This is a genomic window from Paenibacillus sp. FSL H7-0331 (assembly GCF_001956045.1).
Window position 1 is genome coordinate 355,081 of sequence record NZ_MRTH01000005.1, and the last position, 18,304, is coordinate 373,384.

The 18,304-nt window shown below is 45.7% G+C and carries 20 protein-coding genes, 1 rRNA gene and 1 riboswitch; of the genes, 13 read left to right on the plus strand and 8 right to left on the minus strand.

Features of this window, described 5'->3' with window-relative positions; genetic code table 11:
* The first annotated feature begins 8 nt into the window (after nt 1–8).
* Complete coding sequence (locus tag BK127_RS10160) at nt 9–425, plus strand: NUDIX domain-containing protein (protein WP_076229915.1); 417 nt, start codon at nt 9–11, stop codon at nt 423–425.
* Between the two features lie 79 nt (nt 426–504).
* On the opposite strand, the gene hxlB is transcribed toward BK127_RS10160, so the two are convergent.
* Nucleotides 505–1,071, minus strand: a complete 567-nt coding sequence (gene hxlB / locus BK127_RS10165; RefSeq protein ID WP_076229916.1) for a 6-phospho-3-hexuloisomerase — start codon at nt 1,069–1,071, stop codon at nt 505–507.
* An 8-nt stretch (nt 1,072–1,079) separates the two neighbouring features.
* Nucleotides 1,080–1,712 carry a 3-hexulose-6-phosphate synthase gene (hxlA, locus tag BK127_RS10170; RefSeq protein ID WP_076229917.1) on the minus strand — a complete coding sequence of 211 codons (633 nt, stop codon included), beginning with the start codon at nt 1,710–1,712 and terminating at the stop codon, nt 1,080–1,082.
* A gap of 156 nt (nt 1,713–1,868) precedes the next feature.
* Here hxlA and hxlR point away from each other — a divergent pair, with 156 nt between their 5' ends.
* Nucleotides 1,869–2,243, plus strand: a complete 375-nt coding sequence (gene hxlR, locus BK127_RS10175; RefSeq protein WP_076229918.1) for a transcriptional activator HxlR — start codon at nt 1,869–1,871, stop codon at nt 2,241–2,243.
* A gap of 108 nt (nt 2,244–2,351) precedes the next feature.
* Here the strand turns inward: hxlR and chrA are convergent, their stop codons facing one another.
* From chrA to chrS, 3 genes are read right to left on the minus strand one after another with little or no spacing between them, the layout of a single operon-like run.
* Nucleotides 2,352–2,882 (minus strand): chromate efflux transporter ChrA, encoded by a 531-nt coding sequence (chrA, locus tag BK127_RS10180; RefSeq protein WP_076229919.1) that lies wholly within the window; start codon nt 2,880–2,882, stop codon nt 2,352–2,354.
* A 17-nt stretch (nt 2,883–2,899) separates the two neighbouring features.
* Nucleotides 2,900–3,469 (minus strand): chromate efflux transporter ChrB, encoded by a 570-nt coding sequence (chrB, locus tag BK127_RS10185; RefSeq protein ID WP_076229920.1) that lies wholly within the window; start codon nt 3,467–3,469, stop codon nt 2,900–2,902.
* Nucleotides 3,470–3,518: 49 nt separating this feature from the next.
* On the minus strand, nt 3,519–3,998 hold the full coding sequence (chrS, locus tag BK127_RS10190; protein ID WP_076229921.1) for a chromate efflux transcriptional regulator ChrS: 480 nt from the start codon (nt 3,996–3,998) through the stop codon (nt 3,519–3,521).
* A gap of 298 nt (nt 3,999–4,296) precedes the next feature.
* On the opposite strand from chrS, the gene BK127_RS10195 reads away from it, so the two are divergent.
* The gene (locus BK127_RS10195) at nt 4,297–4,749 is read left to right on the plus strand and encodes a GNAT family N-acetyltransferase (protein ID WP_076229922.1); all 453 of its coding nucleotides are present in this window, start codon (nt 4,297–4,299) and stop codon (nt 4,747–4,749) included.
* On the opposite strand, the gene BK127_RS10200 is transcribed toward BK127_RS10195, so the two are convergent.
* Nucleotides 4,746–6,461 (minus strand): hypothetical protein, encoded by a 1,716-nt coding sequence (locus BK127_RS10200; RefSeq protein WP_076229923.1) that lies wholly within the window; start codon nt 6,459–6,461, stop codon nt 4,746–4,748. The genes BK127_RS10195 and BK127_RS10200 overlap by 4 nt on opposite strands.
* A 430-nt stretch (nt 6,462–6,891) precedes the next feature.
* Nucleotides 6,892–7,806, minus strand: a complete 915-nt coding sequence (locus tag BK127_RS10205; RefSeq protein WP_076229924.1) for a Rossmann-fold NAD(P)-binding domain-containing protein — start codon at nt 7,804–7,806, stop codon at nt 6,892–6,894.
* A gap of 217 nt (nt 7,807–8,023) precedes the next feature.
* Here BK127_RS10205 and BK127_RS10210 point away from each other — a divergent pair, with 217 nt between their 5' ends.
* From BK127_RS10210 to BK127_RS10235, 6 genes are all read left to right on the plus strand, one after another.
* Nucleotides 8,024–8,626: an RNA polymerase sigma factor gene (locus BK127_RS10210; protein ID WP_076229925.1), complete on the plus strand. Its 603-nt coding sequence runs from the start codon at nt 8,024–8,026 to the stop codon at nt 8,624–8,626.
* Nucleotides 8,577–9,059 carry an anti-sigma factor family protein gene (locus BK127_RS10215; RefSeq protein ID WP_076229926.1) on the plus strand — a complete coding sequence of 161 codons (483 nt, stop codon included), beginning with the start codon at nt 8,577–8,579 and terminating at the stop codon, nt 9,057–9,059. The genes BK127_RS10210 and BK127_RS10215 overlap by 50 nt, the downstream gene beginning before the upstream one ends.
* Before the next feature lie 34 nt (nt 9,060–9,093).
* The gene (locus tag BK127_RS10220; RefSeq protein ID WP_076229927.1) at nt 9,094–9,720 is read left to right on the plus strand and encodes a hypothetical protein; all 627 of its coding nucleotides are present in this window, start codon (nt 9,094–9,096) and stop codon (nt 9,718–9,720) included.
* Nucleotides 9,721–9,812: 92 nt separating this feature from the next.
* A complete protein-coding gene (locus BK127_RS10225) occupies nt 9,813–11,069 on the plus strand; it encodes a DUF4097 family beta strand repeat-containing protein (RefSeq protein WP_076229928.1) in 1,257 nt (418 codons plus the stop codon).
* Nucleotides 11,070–11,194: 125 nt separating this feature from the next.
* Nucleotides 11,195–11,629, plus strand: a complete 435-nt coding sequence (locus BK127_RS10230; protein ID WP_076229929.1) for a Fur family transcriptional regulator — start codon at nt 11,195–11,197, stop codon at nt 11,627–11,629.
* A 186-nt stretch (nt 11,630–11,815) separates the two neighbouring features.
* Entirely contained in the window at nt 11,816–13,495 is a 1,680-nt protein-coding gene (locus BK127_RS10235) for a glycosyl hydrolase family 18 protein (RefSeq protein ID WP_256711252.1), read from the plus strand.
* Between the two features lie 112 nt (nt 13,496–13,607).
* On the opposite strand, the gene BK127_RS10240 is transcribed toward BK127_RS10235, so the two are convergent.
* On the minus strand, nt 13,608–13,949 hold the full coding sequence (locus tag BK127_RS10240; protein ID WP_076229930.1) for a DUF2614 family zinc ribbon-containing protein: 342 nt from the start codon (nt 13,947–13,949) through the stop codon (nt 13,608–13,610).
* 114 nt (nt 13,950–14,063) lie between these two features.
* Between BK127_RS10240 and BK127_RS10245 the strand changes: the two genes are divergently transcribed.
* The 4 genes from BK127_RS10245 to BK127_RS10260 all read left to right on the plus strand — a co-directional run bounded on the left by BK127_RS10245 (nt 14,064) and on the right by BK127_RS10260 (nt 18,257).
* A complete protein-coding gene (locus tag BK127_RS10245; protein WP_076229931.1) occupies nt 14,064–14,933 on the plus strand; it encodes a nucleotidyltransferase-like protein in 870 nt (289 codons plus the stop codon).
* A 69-nt stretch (nt 14,934–15,002) separates the two neighbouring features.
* Nucleotides 15,003–15,135, plus strand: a riboswitch (TPP riboswitch).
* A 90-nt stretch (nt 15,136–15,225) separates the two neighbouring features.
* Complete coding sequence (gene thiS / locus BK127_RS10250; RefSeq protein ID WP_076229932.1) at nt 15,226–15,426, plus strand: sulfur carrier protein ThiS; 201 nt, start codon at nt 15,226–15,228, stop codon at nt 15,424–15,426.
* Nucleotides 15,427–15,516: 90 nt separating this feature from the next.
* Nucleotides 15,517–16,290: a thiazole synthase gene (locus tag BK127_RS10255; protein ID WP_076229933.1), complete on the plus strand. Its 774-nt coding sequence runs from the start codon at nt 15,517–15,519 to the stop codon at nt 16,288–16,290.
* Nucleotides 16,291–16,714: 424 nt separating this feature from the next.
* A 16S ribosomal RNA gene (locus BK127_RS10260) occupies nt 16,715–18,257 on the plus strand.
* The last annotated feature ends 47 nt before the right edge of the window (nt 18,258–18,304 follow it).

Below are 18,304 nucleotides of genomic sequence, written 5' to 3' on the forward strand. Positions count from 1 at the left end.
GGGTGCAAATGACTACAGAACGTTTATGTATACCGCAAGTGGGTGTAGGGGCTGTAATCCGCAACGAGCAGGATGAGATTCTACTTGTACTGCGGAATCGTGAGCCTGAAAAAGGTACTTGGAGTATTCCAGGCGGTAAATTGGATCTTTATGAATCGCTAGAGAGCAGTGTAATCCGTGAGATTAAGGAAGAGGTTAATCTGGATGTTGAAGTGATGGGTCTTCTATGCATGGCGGAAACCATACGGCCAGAACGAAATGAGCATTGGATATCGGCGATCTATGAAGTGAAAATTTGTGGTGGAGAATTACGCAACATGGAGCCGGACGGTGCTATCGGAGATGTGCAGTGGTTTGCGATAGATCGGCTGCCTGCCGAGATAGCCTGCTTTACAGTCCCCGCGATTGAGCGTTTAACTAAGTAATCATTCTATCCTCTCAACCTGAAAAAGCAATCAACCGGTCGTTGGCCGTTGATTGCTTTTTTACGATCTTTCTTCACCACTATTCCAGATTGGCATGATTGCCATACATCGAGCTGGAATCGAGTCCCTGCTTCTCCATCAAGCTTAATATAGTAGCATCGAAGTAAACAAGAAGTGTCTGCTCGAACAGGGAACCCATGGGCTGAATCGTGTGGTAACTGCTTTCCGATTGATCCTTGGGCGAGCCGGGCAAGCTAATCTTGATGTCAGCTAACCGTCCAATAGTAGATTCGGGGTATATTGTAACTATGGCAAGCTTGGCTTCCAGCTCTTTGGCTTTCTTTGCCAACGACAAAAGGCTTTTGGTCTCACCGGACCCGGAGGCAATAAGGAGCAAATCCTCTTTACCAAGTCCCGGTGTCACCGTTTCACCTACAACATGGACATCCAGTCCAAGGTGCATCAATCGCATAGCAAACGCTTTGACCATTAAGCCGGATCTCCCTGCGCCCGCCACAAAAATTTTACGGGATTGAATAATAGCTTCTACCAATGCTTCACTGCCAGTGCTGCTCGTGCCAAGCATTAGCTTTGCCGAACGCTGCAGCTCGCCCACGATTTCTAAGGTATATTCAGTCACATTCATCGGATCGATTACCCTTGGTTAATTAGCTGTCTGATTTCTGCCGCTGTGCCTGCTTTGTCTTCCTGTCCGGTAATGCCGCCGCCGACAATAATCAAATCTGGCTGAGCGCGAATGACCTCTGGCAAAGTGCTAAGCTTGATTCCGCCAGCAACAGCAGTTTTGGCATTTTTCACAACACGTTTTACCGTACGAAGCTCTTCAAAAGGACTTTGCCCCGCTGCTTGAAGATCATAGCCTGTGTGTACGCAGATGTAATCGACACCCAGGGCATCAATCTCAACAGCGCGTTTCTCCAAATCGGTTACATTGATCATATCAACGAGGATGCTTTTTCCAAGCTTGCGTGCTTCTTCTACAGCTCCTTTGATCGTGGCATCATTGCTGGCACCAAGCACCGTAATAATATCAGCACCAGCCTCGGATGCCTTCATAACCTCATAACCACCAGCGTCCATTATTTTCAAATCAGCCAAAACCTGTAAGTTCGGATAAGCATCCTTGATTGCTTTTACCGCGTGCAGCCCTTCGTTAATAACGATGGGTGTTCCTATTTCAACGATATCAATATACGCCTCAACTTCTTTAACCAATTGGATGGCATCGGGAATGTTAACAAGATCTAACGCTAATTGCAATTTCATGAATGATTCACTCCTATTATAGTTGATTGGGTTAATCTCCTTTGTACAGGGATTAGTATATCTGTAATATAATTTTTTTGTAAGTACGCACTTTAATCTTATATAGTGCCTATAAGTATACTATGCGCTATAATAGGAATTACGAGGAGGGATTCGATGGGACATCTATATGAAAAGACATTTAATTGCGAAAAAGAATTAACACTTAGTGTCATTGGCGGTAAGTGGAAAATGCTGATTTTGTGGTATTTGGGCAAAGAGGGGACCAAACGATTTGGTGAATTGAAGTCGTTAATACCTGATATTACCCAGCGAATGCTGGTCAGTCAGCTGCGAGAGCTGGAAGAGGACCTGATCGTGCATCGGGAGGTTTATCCCGTTGTACCGCCCAAAGTGGAATATTCGCTCACCGAGCTTGGCCAAAGCCTGATGCCGATTCTGGTTTCGATGTATGATTGGGGCAAAAATTACATGGAACTGGTTGCCAAAGAAAAGGTTGAAATCAAGGATTTAACTTTGCAAAATAAATAATGATGTTTCTGAGCAAATTGTATGATGACTGTTGGAGCCCTGTAATTATTTTTCGTGAAAATAAAGGCCAGTAGGAGCCAATAAGCCCTCACTGACCTTTATTTATCTTTAACTTAGAAAAATACCACCATACACAAAAGCACAAACGATAACCAAAGCTGGATGAATCTTTTTAATTACCATGGCAAAGTAAGCGACCGCGGCAATCCCAAGTGACTGCCATATTCCGATCGTATGCACAGAGTTTGCACTCAACTGCCACGTCATGACGACCATCATAATGGCGATGACCGGCTGAACCAATAAAGTCATGCCTTTGACAGCATCGGACTTACGGTATCGCTGCATCAGATTCAGCAGCCAGATCAAAGCCACAGCAGTAGGTACAACCGTAGCGATAATACTGACGGCAAAGCCGACCCATCCCCCTGCTTCATAGCCGACAAAGGCAGCAATTTTCGTTGCGATAGGGCCGGGCAGCATATTGCCGAGTGCGAGCATGTTAGAGAATTGAATATTATCCAGCCAATGATAATGGTTAACGATTTCTTCATACATGAGCGGGATCGAAGAGGGACCGCCGCCGTAGCCTAATGCGTTAGATATAAAAAAACCGAAAAATAGTTGTATCCAGTCCATAAGAAAACCTTCCTTTTCTAAGCCTTAGCTTTTTGTTTGCGATAACGGGCCAGCACTCGGAAATGAAAAGCTCCATAAGCCAGAAAAACACCAATGACAATAGCCGAATGCAATTCGATCAGCTGCAGCATTGCAAAGGACAAGACAAACAGCAGCACACCCAATACCTTTCCTAACCCTTTAACGGCCTTTTCGCCAAATTCATAAGCCATCATACCGAGCATAACGGCAACTACCGGTGTCACAGCCCCAATCATGCCGGCAATAATCGTGGAGGAACTCAGTGCAGTAATGATCGATAGTAATGCAACCATGGCTACACAGGTTGGTATAATATGCGCCAGCACAGCAATGGAGGCACCGAGTGCACCTTTTTGACGATAGCCCAGATAAGCAGCCAGTTTGGTGGCAATGGGTCCCGGGAGCGCATTAGCAATCGCCAGCACCTCACCGAATTCATCATCCTGCATCCATTTATAACGGGTAACCGCCTCATATCGAATCAAAGGCACGGTAGCAGGACCTCCTCCGTAGCCGAGCATACCGGTTCTAAACATAGCGATAATCAAATCCTTATAAACACTCATCTTTTCATCCCTCATTACTCATTAATTTCATCGTTTAGATGTCGTCTCGCTACAGCTTCATTCCCATTCGACTTTTATATCTTTTAATCAAAATCTGGCAATCGACACTTGTAATACCTGGCAGCACATACAGTTTTTCCTGCAGGAACAGCTCCATTTCCCGGTTGCTGGCAAATAATCCATGCATATGCAGCTTGCTTGGTCCTGTCATATGATATAAGCTGCTCACCTCAGGCTCATCGGCCAGACTATCCGCGACCTCCATCAAATGTTTGGGCTCAACCTCCACATTAAAAAATGCCGACACCGTAATGCCTATTTTTTCCGGATTAATGACTGCGGTAATTTTCTCGATCGTACCGTTCTCCATCAACGCATTAATTCGGGCCTGCACACCGACTCTTGAAAGCCCCACGTCCTTGGCAATATCCGTATAAGAGGCTCTCCCATTTTGCTGCAAAATCGCAATGATCTTGCGATCGATCTCATCCATATTTGAAATAATACCATCTGCCATTTTTGTGCTCATAAGTTTCGGTTACTCCTTTATTAATTTTGATTAATATGTATTCAAAAGGTAAGTGTATGATGATAAATACATTCGTTACGTAATAATATACAAATATTACATTCATAATGCAATCATTAAATACAAAATTCATTCGTATTGAAACGAACTCGCTCTTGATCCCTGACAAATTTAAAAGCCCTTCACGTCTTGTGAAAGGCCATTTCTATCATTTTTATTTCCAGTTGGTGGAACTCGTTGAGTGGCTGATGTATACTTTGGCTAACCAGCATTCAGCTTTTGCTCAGGAGGTACCCTTATGATTCGTGAAATCGATCTTACTGATAACAAACAAGCCTTGGAACTGCTTATGCTGCAGCAGTTATCCTACCGAATCGAAGCACAATTGATCGGTTTTAAGGAAATACCTCCCTTATGGGATTCGCCACAATCGCTGCAGGAAAGCGGTGAAATCTTTTTCGGTTATTATGAAGATGAGCGTTTAACCGGAGCCATATCCATGAAGCAAGCTGCCAAGGAACTGGCGATATGTCGAATGATGGTACACCCGCAGCATTTTCGCCTCGGTATTGCCAGCCGCTTGTTGGAATTCGTAGAACAATTTGCGGTTCCGGGATTACCGATTAAAGTTTCGACCGGCACGAATAACAAGCCCGCTTTTTCTTTGTATCAGAAGCATGGCTATGAGCCGACACAGGTGCTCGAGGTTTCTCCCGGAATTACATTAACCGTTTTTTATAAACAAACCTAACTGATTCGATAAAGCTCAAGCTGAACGGGCTGTCCGTTAATAGTCCGTTCAAATACGCCTAAACCATCGACAGACATGCTTAACTCATCATTGCGATGTGTAGTGTATAAAGCATGAATGGCAACACTATCCGGGTCAGCGGATTCGACGGTAGTAAACGGGGTCGCTGCTTTCGTCTGCATCGCTGTGGCGAACGCTTCAACATTATTGATGCCGAGCAGGAGTGCTTCTCGATTAGAAATCACCTCAACGAGAACTCCGTTTTTACCCGATTGAAACGGGCTTGCAATCGAAATACGGTCCGGTTTCTCCTCTATAGTAAAAGGATTCATGAGATGAAAGGAAACATATAATCCCTCGAAACGGCCATAACCACTGTTTCCGTCAAATTTCCACTCTCCCTTGGGTAAACAACCGATAACACTCGGATAAGCGTCCAAATCGCCCTCAGGCAGCTTCCATAATTGAATCACAGCATCCTTATGCAGCAATACCTCGCCATACGGGCTGGCATGTCGATCATCACCGGAAGCATACTTGTTCCCTGGGTGAAAGAAAAATAACTGATTGACGCCTTCGGCTGTAGTTGCTTCCGTTAAAGGTAGTGTCACGACCCATCGCTGCTGTTCGTTATCAAACTCATCACGCCGTTCCCAAATACCGCCGACTGCATATTCAGGTGCGATATACGTATACGTATGTGCCTCTTCCGTAACCTGATTGTTCGCTTCAGCGAACTGAATTTTACGTTGTATTTCAATAGGGGTATCGCGCTTGATCGCTGCTTGTACGAGTTGATCGGCGGTCTGATACGTATACAAAGCCGCGCCTTCGAGACGAGTGATCTCTCTGGGAAGCGGGAAATCACCAAACTGAATGTAGTCCAGCAGCGTATTATTATCCTTTGGTGCATCATGAGGCCATTGACGAGATTGCGCCCCCACCCATGTACCCGCTAGATAAACATCGGCACGAAGCCGCCACAATTGATCAAGAAGCTGACTCATCGTTTCGCGAACCGCGGCATCCTCGATCACTTCCCATACACAAACAAATGCCTGAATCCAATGCCAGTGCCAAGGCAGCGCACCGTATTCCTTGAATCCGAACTTCTGAATGTGTTGAAGCTGCTGCCTGGCAAACTGCAGGCCTTGGTCAGATAACTCGCTGTTATCAAATTGATGTCCCAACAGCAGCTTGAGGGCGGTATGCTTGGCTTCGTGATGATTGACCTTGTCTAATGGGTGACGATATACATTGCTTTCATACATATGCAGTATGGCAATCATGGCATTGCTTTTCAGCTCAATGGGGAGCGTACTCTGGTATTTGTTATAGAAGAAAATCAACAAACAGCCCATAAGTTCTACTGGCAATGGATGCGGCTTGGCCGCTGCAGGATCACTGCCCAGATTCAGCGGCCAATGTCCGTACATTGGATGCTCTGCGTTCTGTTCCTGAAGGGCGAGCACTTTACCGATCATTTCCACAGCCAGTGCGTGACCAGCCTCCTGCTGCTCCTTGGACCATGCTTGAGCGAATGTGGGATTGACAGTAAAGGCATACAAATGGATAGCGTAATAAAAATTATCACGAAGATCGCTATGGAACCAGAAGCCGCTTGGCAGTATGGGAAGCTCCATCGCTTTGTGGGCAGCGAGTTCTAGAATCGCAAGCTTTCGATCTGTTATGGTTTGAATGGGCAGAGTCATAATGAAGGATGTCTCCTGTTCTGTATTTGGTTTGAGAGCGTAGTCAATTCTTATTTAGTCTACCTGTCCACATGGGGAAGTCAAGAGGGGACCCTCCCAAACCCTCCCTAATAGGGAGGGCCCCAAAGGGCGCTGCCCTCTGGACTCCCTTTGTTCGGGTGCGGAAATGTGGTGTTCTCGGGACGCTTTCGTCCCTGCGGGACACGCTTGATGGTAGTGGAATGCACCAGTGTGGAGTGGAGGAGGAAGGGTGGGAGTTTTGTGCACGCTTTCGTCCTTGCAGGACACGCTTAACTTTGGGTGCATCAACACCAGAGTAAGAGCAAGAGCAAGAGCAAGAGCAAGAGCAAGAGCGGCCCTGACATTGCCCCTCAAGGAAGGGGCGCGTCAGGGGGGGTACAACCGCTACAACATCTCAGGCAGTGATTAGTTACTTTTGCAGCAGGTGCAGCATTAAAGCTTTTTGGGCATGCATACGGTTTTCGGCTTGTTGATAAATGACAGATGTGTCCGATTCAATTAAGGCTTCCTCGATTTCGTATCCCGGATGGATGGGCATATCATGCATGATATAGGGCGTGTGGCCGGATAAATTAGCTCTGCTGACTTGGAAAGGCATCATCGTTTGGATACGCCGCTGTTTTTCTTCCTGATACTCGATTTCGTGAAAATGCTCCATATCGATCCAGGTATCGGTGTAGACATAATCAGATTGGGAGACGGCTTCCGATAAATCTTCCGTGGTTTGAATATGGCCGCTTTGTCGTGCGGCAAGCATAAGCTCCTCGTCCCACGAAGCGTCATTAATAATGGGAGTGACTAATAATAGTTTGATGCCCAATGTAAGGCAGCCTATAATTAATGAATTGGCTACATTGTTGTGAATGCCTACGTAAGTGAGTGTGATATCGTTGAATGTTCCGGACACTTCATAAATCGTCATAAAATCTGCCAGTGCCTGGCATGGGTGGTATTTATCACAGCAGCCATTGATTACTGGCACATTGGAATACGAGGCGAGCTGAAGCACATCGTCATGATTTTTTAATCGAGCCATGATCAGATCGCAATTTCTCGAAGCATACCTGACTTCATATTGAATAGGTGATAGACTGAAATTGCTTGACTCCCAATCCATCGGTACACAATAGCCGCCCATTTGGTTCATACCGGATTGGAACGATAAGTTTGTTCTTGTTGACGTTTTTTGGAAAAGCATCAGTAAACCTTTTCTATAGCAAGCCTGAAAAAAAGCATCAGGTTGTTTCTTGAGCTCAATCGCTTTTTGAATAATGGATAACAGCTCGTGTTCGTTCAATTCCTTTAAAGTCAATAGATGTTTCATTACAGATCACCTCAATATGAATAATTATACGTTTATATGTATATAAATTCATGTTAAATGGATTGTATAAAACTGTCAATGCGTTCCGTCGAAAATTAAACAACAGAGTATGCTATACTTTGATGTCTGTTTTTTAAAAGTAATCTTCCCATTTTGAAGGGTTCATTGTTAAGTGGTCGTCTAACAATGTATAACCAAGGTTAAAGGTGGTGAAACGATGGAACAATCGACGGATGAGCAGTTGGTGGACCAGATCCGTCAAGGCGATGAAGAAGCATACCGGTTGCTTATTGAGCGTCATAAAGGATATATCTATACGCTTGTTTATCGTATGGTTGAACATCGCGAAACCGCCGAGGATTTGACACAGGATATTTTTATCAAGCTGTATCGTTCATTAGCTCATTTTCGGGGGGATGCCAAATTCACAACTTGGTTATATCGATTAACGACCAATTTGGTGACGGATTATCGCAGAGCACAACGTCGCAGGCCGTATGAAGCCATTTTAGACAAAATGAAGGGTTGGCTGATCAACAGGCAGGAAGAACCGGAAGCTATGGCCTTGCAAAAGGAAGAACGACAGACGGTTCAACAGCTGCTATCCGAGCTGCCTGACAAATACAGACTGATCCTTTATTTGTATCATTATAAACAGTTGTCCTATCAGGAAATAGCAGAGGCAACCCAGCTTCCGCTCAAAACCATAGAAACCCGTCTTTACCGCGGCAAGTCCTTGCTTAAACAAAAATGGCAGGAGGTACGTAACCTTGAACAGTCAGCATCCGAACGAACGACAGCTTCAACGATTCCTAAATAGAGCTTGCTCCGAGCTTGAATATAAGCGAATTCAACAGCATATTCATATCTGCTCTGGCTGTCGGGCCCGTCTGCATACGTATCTGAATTTGGAGGAGCTTTTGAACGGAATGGATGTGCTGTCCCCTACCCCCGGATTGGAGGACAGGGTCATGCACAAGATTCGTGAACAATCCAAGGAGCATATTGACAATCTTGTACCGACATCGAGTCGTCCCCGTAAAGCTGACCCAGCTAGTGCCCCAAGACGTCTTTGGCGGCCTGAGTTAATTAATGGGCTGATCGCTACAGCGGCAACCTATCTGTTCGTAAGCTCGGGTATTTTGGGTAGAATCATTTCTATTAATGCAGGTCAGTGGGGAGCGGGCATACAAAATACATTTACGGAGATCGGCAATACGGTTCAGCACCTATCGTTGTATCTGACTTCTTAACCCTAATATCTAATGAACGGAGGAATATACGAATATGGAAGAAAAAAACAATCAGTCTGCAGATCTGGACCTGGAAAAGGAAGAAGCCTTTTTAAAGGAGCGTATGGAGCGCTGGAATGCAACCAAGCACGAGCCTCCTTATGACCCATTCCGCAAAGCACCTCGTAAAAATAAATTTGTAGCCGGTCTGCTTTCATTTCTGATTCCCGGCACTGGTCTGCTTTATTTGGGACTGATGCAGCGGGGAATGATGATTATGCTGCTGCTGATTATGAATATTTTTGCTATCGTGTTTTTTTCAACAAGCTCAAGCACCAGTATCCCGTTGATTGTGCTGTTCTCGTTATTTGTGCCAGTGATTTATTTTTACAATATTTTTGATGCGCTGCAGCAAACCGATAATGTGAATGGACAATGGAACGGAGTATACTCCGACCCTTTGAATGATGCAGGCGACGAATTTAAACAGCCATTAAAAAAGCTGACTAAAGGCAGCCCGCTTGGTTACGTGCTTGTTATTGGAGGTATTTTCCTATTTCTGATTAGCAGCAAGCCGGCTTGGCTGAATCAAATTTTTGACATGCTGGGCTCATCGATCGGCGCGATTCTGTTAATAGTGATCGGTGTCTTTATGTTCTTGAAGGAATCCACCAAAAAATAATAGCATTCAGATCAAGTAAGATTGCCCAAGCAAGCTCGATGCTATGCTTACGATGCAAGTTTGCTAAAGCAAACTTTTAGGAGGTGTTAACCATGCGTAAAGCAGGACGTTATACAGCAGCGTTATTATTGATTGCAGTTGGCTCTGCTGTGATTATAGATAAGTATGCCAGCTTACACCTGACAGCACTTTTGGTGGAGTGGTGGCCGATACTGTTTATTTCGCTTGGTTTGGAGTACATTTTATTGAATATGAGATATGGCGAAAGCGATAAGCAGCTGCGGCTTGATCTTCGTGGAGTTGTATTTGCAGTGCTGATCTCTGCTGTAGTAATCGGTAGCACGAATACAGCTGCTTTGTTCCAAAACTGGACGGGCGCGTTCGACTTCGGGAAATCATTTGTAACTTCCACGATGGGTGGTGAAGGTCGGAAATTTTCAAAAGAAGCCGAGCTGATCTCGCTTCCATCGGACCTTGACCGCATATCTATCCATAACGAGAGCAACGGCAGCATCACAATCCAATCAGGGAGTGGCAGCCAGCTGCAGGTCGAAGCGACTGTTTATGTAGCTTTAGATGATGAGAAGGAAGCCGCTGAGATTGCTAATCAAACACAGGTCAAGCAAAGCTTTAACGGGCATACACTTCAACTGGTTGCTGAAGGAGGAGAGTATGGCGGAGAATTTTGGTCGAGGAAGCGACCTGCAATTGATTTGGTCATAACGGTCCCGGCCCAGTTGCAAGCCAATATGGACGTTGAATTGACCAATGGTCGTCTTAAAGCTGACCAGCTTGCACTCAAAAAGCAGCTCAAAATCCGTACTACCAACGGAGAGATTCAACTGACGGGTATCGAAGCGGATATAGATTTGGAATCGACGAATGCTCAGGTCACAACCAGCGCCACCAAGGGTCGTTTGAAGCTGAGTACAACGAATGGATCTATTGAAGCAGGCAATCACGAGGGGGATGCTGAGCTCGAGTCAACCAATGGTGAACTGCGATTAACAGGGGTAACAGGAGATATTAAAGCCTCAACAACGAATGGCAATATTAAAATTGTCGAAGCATTGCGATCTCTGAAGGCTGAAACGACCAATGGCGATCTGGAAATAACCAGCCATGCCGTCAATGGGGAATGGGATTTGGAAACGAATCATGGCAAGATGAATCTAGCCCTCCCATCCAATGGCGATTACAGAGTTAAAGGAGAGGCTAATAAAGGCAATATTCAGACCGCATTACCTCTGCAAGTTCGCAAGGATAACATAGAAGGCAGTATCGGCAATGGCAAAAATCTGATTAAATTGGATACCAAGGGATCGCTAACGATAACGGTGGCTAAATAAAAGAAATTCAATCAAAAAAGTAAGAGTTTCCAACGTTTTATATCAATCTGTACATTGACAAACAGCTTGAAACCCGCTTAAAATGAGGCGATAACCTTTTACTGAATGTTAGGCGGTGAGACAGCATGGATTCACGAATGGAGCAAGCGTTAACAAAGCTGAAGGCGACTGGCGTACGCATGACCCCTCAAAGACATGCAATTCTCGCCTATCTGCTGAATACCATGACACATCCGACAGCGGATGAGATTTACAAAGCCCTGGCACCACGTTACCCAAGTATGAGTGTGGCTACGGTCTATAACAATTTAAAAGTGTATATTGAGCTGGGACTTGTAAGAGAAATGACCTACGGTGATCATTCAAGCCGTTTTGATGCGGATATGTCCGACCATTATCATGCGCTGTGTGAAGAATGCGGCAAATTGGTCGATTTTGCTTATAAACCATTGAATGATTTGGAAATAACAGCCGGAGTGGAAACTGGCTTTTTGATCAAAAGCCATCGTGTAGAAGTATATGGATTATGTACCGACTGTGCAGCTGTACGACAGGTATAGGAAGATTACAAGACGACCAGCCGGATTTGCGGTATAATGGACGTGTCCCAAGCGCCTTGCTGGACAAGGGCCTTGGACGCGTTCTTTTTGTGTTGTCCATACCGTCATCATGGGAGTGAAGCGATGGAATCGGATTACTCGAACGACCTGTTGAAGCCAAGAAAATCAAAGAGGTTACGCTTTATTTTGTTATCATTACTAATTGTCATTGTATTAGGTGTAGGTTTTGGTTATTATTGGGCCAATTTCGTACCTACCGGTAAGCATGAGAAGCCTACATTTGCGGGACTGGTGAAGCCTATTTTTTATCAGGGTGAGATGCTGGAGAAGCCTGCCACGGGCAAGGAAGAGAGTCTCAAGCTGCCGTTTGACACGGTGAAGGAACTTATTGATCCAAGTATGATTCATGAATCAGCGAGCGAATCGACGATTATTACGACACAGGACAAAGTCATTCGTTTGAGAACAAGTCAATTAACGGGCATGTTGAATGAAAAACCGTTTACACTGAAATTTCCATTGGAAAAAGTAGAGGGTACCCTGTATTTGCCGATGGAGCCCATCAAGCAGCTTTACCCCATTGAGCTTCGCGAATCACCCGAGACAGGTGCAGTTATCCTCGTTAAAGAAGGAGATACCCTGGAATGGGGTAAGACGGTAGCTTATCCGGATAAGCCTTCCAAAACCATTCCGATGCGTAAAGAGGCAGCCATTAAATCTCCGATTCTTGTTGATATTAAGCAGGGCGAATCGGTAATGATCTGGTCCGATGATAATCCTGAATGGTACCGTATACAACTTAGCAGCGGCTATATGGGGTATGTTAGCAAGGATCACTTGAAGCCTGACCGTAAGGAAACGCTGCCCAAACAAGTGCCTCCACCAAGCTTTGTCCCGGCCAAACCGATCACTGGCCCCATCAACATGACCTGGGAACAGGTATTTAACAAAAATCCCGATACGACCAAGTTTACCCCGATGCCTGGCCTGGATGTCGTCAGTCCAACCTGGTTCTCTCTGGAGGATGGGCAAGGTACGATCAAGAATATCGGGGACCCTGCTTATATCAAATGGGCACACGCTAACAACATTCAGGTTTGGGGACTGTTCAGCAATGGCTTTGAACCCAAACGCACAACCGAAGCTCTATCTACCTATGACAAAAGAATGAAAATGATCAAACAGCTGCTTAGCTATGCACAGCTTTATTCGCTTCAGGGGATCAACATTGATTTTGAGAATGTAAATCTGGATGACAAAGATGAACTGGTACAGTTTGTTCGTGAGATGGTTCCGCTCATGCATGAGCAGGGGCTTGTCGTGTCGATGGATGTAACTCCCAAATCAACCAATGAAATGTGGTCCATGTTCTATGATCGCAAAGCACTTATAGAATCACTTGATTATATGATGTTGATGGCTTACGACGAATTTTGGGCAAGCAGCCCGACCTCGGGCTCGGTGGCTTCGTTGCCATGGGTGGAAAAAAGTCTGACTCGAATGATGAGCGAAGATAAAATTCCAGCCTCCAAGCTGATTCTCGGCGTTCCCTTTTACACGCGCATTTGGACCGAGGAGCAGGTTAACGGTAAGACCAAGGTGAGCTCTCGATCCGTTTTTATGGAAGCTCAGCAGAGGATTATTAAAGAAAAGAACTTAACCCCCAAATTTCTACCTGAAGCAGGGCAAAATTACGTGGAATATAAAGAAGACGGCAAGCTGAACCGGATTTGGATGGAGGACGAAGTATCCATGAAGGCAAGGGTTGATTTGGTGAAAAAATACCAATTGGCCGGAATTGCCTCCTGGCGCAGAGGCTATGAGCTTCCACCGATCTGGAGTTTGATTAATAATACTTTGCAGTAAGTTCTGATCAAGATGCACGTATATAACAAAAAACCGACGTCTCAGTGCCCTTGAAGGCATTGAAGGTCGGTTTTTTTACGATTAAATCAGATGCAGCTTTGGGTGAGTTACCTTAAGCGTTAGCGTTAGGATCATGTTTGGGATCCAGAGAAAGAATCGTTTTACAAAACATGCAGCGATCGGTCTTACCCAGCATTTTGGTGGGCTTGCCGCATTCCGGACACTCGATGACGGTCGTACTGGTAGACATCATGCCTGCCCAGAAATAAACCGCCATACTTGCCAGCATCGCGATGGCACCGATAACCATGAAGATTCCCGCCATAATTTTGCCGGCAGTACCCCAATTGAATACAATCCCGGCCAAGCCGACAATCATGAGCAGCATACCGCCCATCGTCAACAATAAGCCCCATAATCTGAACTCGTTCACTTTACTTGATTTGAATTTCATGAATTCACATCTACTTTCGAATAAATTGTGAAAATTGTCACTTGGTGCATGCAGGAAACCGCCTACTTTTGTAGAAATATGTTGTATCATGAAATCTATTAGGAGGCTGCAGCGATGAATGCCATTAAGGAACAGCTGGTTGCCAGGCTCCGAGAGAATGAAGCAGTTACCAGTCTGCTGGCCGTAGACAATCCGTCTATTTTTTCAGCGGTAACCGATGGCTTTGATCTCCTGCTGCTTGTCATTTCGAATGAAGTCCAGAAAACCGATCAACAATATCATTATATAAAAGACAACCGCCGTATACAAGAACGTTGGATCAGCCCGTCAACATTAGACTATTTTATATTGCACGGAGAGCATCGCAATCTTATCTTCTGGATCTTAAAAGGAGAGATTCTTCTGGATCATAACCTGTATTTGGAAACCTTACGGCACCGGACGCTGGAATTCCCTATGGAATTGCGAGAGCATAAGCTGTTAATTGAGTTTTCAAAATTTTTAAGGAGATATTTGCAGAGCAAGGAATACATACTGGAGAATCATTCGCTGGATGCCTATAACAACATCTTAGAAGCACTCCACCACTGGGCGAGAATCGTCATTATCGAGGCAGGCATTCATCCTGAGGTAACAGTCTGGCGTCAGATCAAATCGATTAATCCCGGTGTATACAAGCTGTATGAAGAGCTGACCATGAGTAAGGAAACAATCAAGCAAAGGGTTCAACTGGTGCTGCTGGCGTGTGAGTTTTCAGTGATGTCCAAGATGGAACGTTGCTGTAAAAGAGTTCTCGATCTGCTATCAAGCAGCACAGAGGCATGGAGTCTTCAGGAGCTTCAGCAGTCTGAGGTGCTCTCCGATATCAAGCTGGAGCTGCCTTTGCTATTGAATAAGCTGGTCAAAAAGCAGCTGGCCAAGGAAGTCATCTATGCGATGGACGAGGATATTACATTATTGGAAATCCGTTACACGCATATTTAAACCACATATTATATATTGAGTTATTCAATGCGACAAATGTTCATTTTTTTGATATAATATCGATAATTGAATACCCACTGGGGGAGCCTCTGACGTTGAGGCTGAGATAAGGAAATACATTCCTTGACCCTTGGAACCTGATCGGCATGCGGTTAGCATGCTTCTGGATGATACCAGCGTAGGGAAGTGGACGAGCGCAGAGCCTGTTGTAATGGGTGTTAATTGCGAAGTCAACCAACCGATGCGGTTGGTTTTTTTTGTTGATTTATGATCAGAAAGGCAGGTGTTTTATATGCTATTAACCATCAATGGGGAAGAGCGAGAGGTGGAACAGCTTTCAACGGTTGCCGAGTTGTTAACCCTGTTTAAGCTAGAACAAAAAATTCTGGTCATCGAATTGAATAGGGACATTGTTGACCGTGATGCTTATGCCAATACGCCTTTACAGGAAGGTGACAAGCTGGAAATCGTTCATTTTGTTGGCGGGGGCTAAATCCAACCTCCATACATAGGGTTACGAGCTGGCATGTCTTTTTCTTGATAAGAAGTGTAAATAAATGCAATAACATTGGAGGTTTAAGGTATGAGTGATGTATTAAAAATAGGGCCGTATGAGTTTAAATCCCGACTGTTGTTGGGAACTGGAAAATTTACAGATTTGGGTGTGCAAAATCTGGCTGTGCAAGCTTCCGAAGCGGATGTTTTAACATTTGCTATCCGCAGGCTGCCCATCGATAACCCGGAAGCACCCAATTTTTTAGAAACACTTGATTTGAAAAAATTCACGCTGCTGCCTAACACCGCAGGTGCTTTTAGTGTAGAGGAAGCGGTTCGTATCGCCAAGCTTGCGAGAGCTACAGGTTTGTGTGACATGATTAAGGTTGAAGTTATCGGTGATCCGAGAACATTGCTGCCTGATCCAATAGGTACATTAGAGGCGACCAAAATTTTGGTGGATCTTGGTTTTATCGTATTGCCATACACATCCGATGATCCGATATTGGCGCGAAAGCTTCAAGAAGCCGGTGCGGCTGCGGTTATGCCGGGTGCATCACCAATTGGCTCCGGACAAGGAATCGTCAACCCTAACCAGCTGCGATTTATTATTGAGGAAGCCAAAGTCCCTGTTATTGTTGATGCTGGAATTGGCAGCCCATCAGATGCAGCTTTAGCAATGGAGCTCGGTGCTGATGGTGTGCTGCTTAATACAGCAGTTTCAGGCGCCCAGGACCCTGTACTCATGGCTGAAGCCTTCAAGTTAGCCGTTATTGCGGGTCGTAAAGGCTTCCTGGCCGGACGTATTGCCAAGAAGAGGTATGCTTCTGCCAGCAGCCCAATTGAAGGTATGATTGAATAATTAATCGCTACCTTTGAACATAATAAAGCTTGGGAGATTAGAGCGTTTGCGCTATGGATGGCAGGCTCTTTTCTCACCATAAACTTATTTTAGATTTAGTGCTTGACTTACAATCACAGTATATGATACATTACTTCTCGCCGCTAAAAACGGTACAAGCATTAACGAGCAAGTCGAGTGTTATGAAGTTTAGAAGAAAAAAATAACACTTGCATTGAATCGGGTTAGTGTGGTATATTAAGAAAGTCGCCGCTAAAATTAATTTAGATAAACAACTTAATTGAAGCCGACGAATTTATTGATTTCCAAAATGCATGACAGATATAGATTGTCCTTTGAAAACTGAATCAACGAGTGAGTAAATAGCAGTACAAGAGAATGCAAATTCTCGTCAGCAGTGAATGAGTTAAAGACAAGTTCTACCTTAATGGAGAGTTTGATCCTGGCTCAGGACGAACGCTGGCGGCGTGCCTAATACATGCAAGTCGAGCGGATTGTTCCTTCGGGAACAGTTAGCGGCGGACGGGTGAGTAACACGTAGGCAACCTGCCTACAGGATCGGGATAACTACCGGAAACGGTAGCTAAGACCGGATACAAGACTTTGACGCATGTCAGAGTTTGGAAACACGGAGTAATCTGTGACCTGTAGATGGGCCTGCGGCGCATTAGCTAGTTGGTGAGGTAACGGCTCACCAAGGCGACGATGCGTAGCCGACCTGAGAGGGTGAACGGCCACACTGGGACTGAGACACGGCCCAGACTCCTACGGGAGGCAGCAGTAGGGAATCTTCCGCAATGGACGCAAGTCTGACGGAGCAACGCCGCGTGAGTGATGAAGGTTTTCGGATCGTAAAGCTCTGTTGCCAGGGAAGAAAGGCCAGGAGAGTAACTGCTCCTGGATTGACGGTACCTGAGAAGAAAGCCCCGGCTAACTACGTGCCAGCAGCCGCGGTAATACGTAGGGGGCAAGCGTTGTCCGGAATTATTGGGCGTAAAGCGCGCGCAGGCGGTCATTTAAGTTTGGTGTTTAATTCCGGGGCTCAACCCCGGGTCGCATCGAAAACTGGGTGACTGGAGTGCGGGAGAGGAAAGTGGAATTCCACGTGTAGCGGTGAAATGCGTAGAGATGTGGAGGAACACCAGTGGCGAAGGCGACTTTCTGGACCGTAACTGACGCTGAGGCGCGAAAGCGTGGGGAGCAAACAGGATTAGATACCCTGGTAGTCCACGCCGTAAACGATGAGTGCTAGGTGTCGGGGGTTTCAATACCCGCGGTGCCGAAGTTAACACAGTAAGCACTCCGCCTGGGGAGTACGCTCGCAAGAGTGAAACTCAAAGGAATTGACGGGGACCCGCACAAGCAGTGGAGTATGTGGTTTAATTCGAAGCAACGCGAAGAACCTTACCAGGTCTTGACATCCCATTGAAAAGTGCAGAGATGTGCTCCCTCTTCGGAGCAATGGAGACAGGTGGTGCATGGTTGTCGTCAGCTCGTGTCGTGAGATGTTGGGTTAAGTCCCGCAACGAGCGCAACCCTTGGATTTAGTTGCCAGCATTGAGTTGGGCACTCTAGATCGACTGCCGGTGACAAACCGGAGGAAGGCGGGGATGACGTCAAATCATCATGCCCCTTATGACCTGGGCTACACACGTACTACAATGGCCGGTACAACGGGAAGCGAAACCGCGAGGTGGAGCGAATCTTTAGAAGCCGGTCTCAGTTCGGATTGCAGGCTGCAACTCGCCTGCATGAAGTCGGAATTGCTAGTAATCGCGGATCAGCATGCCGCGGTGAATACGTTCCCGGGTCTTGTACACACCGCCCGTCACACCACGAGAGTTTACAACACCCGAAGTCGGTGGGGTAACCCGCAAGGGAGCCAGCCGCCGAAGGTGGGGTAGATGATTGGGGTGAAGTCGTAACAAGGTAGCCGTATCGGAAGGTGCGGCTGGATCACCTCCTTTCTATGGAGATACCGCTTCTGCAAACGAAGCGTATCAGCAATATACGT

Excerpts from the sequence above, each read along its gene's own strand:
- BK127_RS10160 (WP_076229915.1), top strand. The coding sequence starts at position 9 with ATGACTACAGAACGTTTATGTATACCGCAAGTGGGTGTAGGGGCTGTA.
- hxlB (WP_076229916.1), bottom strand. The coding sequence starts at position 1,071 with ATGAATGTGACTGAATATACCTTAGAAATCGTGGGCGAGCTGCAGCGT.
- hxlA (WP_076229917.1), bottom strand. The coding sequence starts at position 1,712 with ATGAAATTGCAATTAGCGTTAGATCTTGTTAACATTCCCGATGCCATC.
- hxlR (WP_076229918.1), top strand. The coding sequence starts at position 1,869 with ATGGGACATCTATATGAAAAGACATTTAATTGCGAAAAAGAATTAACA.
- chrA (WP_076229919.1), bottom strand. The coding sequence starts at position 2,882 with ATGGACTGGATACAACTATTTTTCGGTTTTTTTATATCTAACGCATTA.
- chrB (WP_076229920.1), bottom strand. The coding sequence starts at position 3,469 with ATGAGTGTTTATAAGGATTTGATTATCGCTATGTTTAGAACCGGTATG.
- chrS (WP_076229921.1), bottom strand. The coding sequence starts at position 3,998 with ATGAGCACAAAAATGGCAGATGGTATTATTTCAAATATGGATGAGATC.
- BK127_RS10195 (WP_076229922.1), top strand. The coding sequence starts at position 4,297 with ATGATTCGTGAAATCGATCTTACTGATAACAAACAAGCCTTGGAACTG.
- BK127_RS10200 (WP_076229923.1), bottom strand. The coding sequence starts at position 6,461 with ATGACTCTGCCCATTCAAACCATAACAGATCGAAAGCTTGCGATTCTA.
- BK127_RS10205 (WP_076229924.1), bottom strand. The coding sequence starts at position 7,806 with ATGAAACATCTATTGACTTTAAAGGAATTGAACGAACACGAGCTGTTA.
- BK127_RS10210 (WP_076229925.1), top strand. The coding sequence starts at position 8,024 with ATGGAACAATCGACGGATGAGCAGTTGGTGGACCAGATCCGTCAAGGC.
- BK127_RS10220 (WP_076229927.1), top strand. The coding sequence starts at position 9,094 with ATGGAAGAAAAAAACAATCAGTCTGCAGATCTGGACCTGGAAAAGGAA.
- BK127_RS10225 (WP_076229928.1), top strand. The coding sequence starts at position 9,813 with ATGCGTAAAGCAGGACGTTATACAGCAGCGTTATTATTGATTGCAGTT.
- BK127_RS10230 (WP_076229929.1), top strand. The coding sequence starts at position 11,195 with ATGGATTCACGAATGGAGCAAGCGTTAACAAAGCTGAAGGCGACTGGC.
- BK127_RS10240 (WP_076229930.1), bottom strand. The coding sequence starts at position 13,949 with ATGAAATTCAAATCAAGTAAAGTGAACGAGTTCAGATTATGGGGCTTA.
- BK127_RS10245 (WP_076229931.1), top strand. The coding sequence starts at position 14,064 with ATGAATGCCATTAAGGAACAGCTGGTTGCCAGGCTCCGAGAGAATGAA.
- thiS (WP_076229932.1), top strand. The coding sequence starts at position 15,226 with ATGCTATTAACCATCAATGGGGAAGAGCGAGAGGTGGAACAGCTTTCA.
- BK127_RS10255 (WP_076229933.1), top strand. The coding sequence starts at position 15,517 with ATGAGTGATGTATTAAAAATAGGGCCGTATGAGTTTAAATCCCGACTG.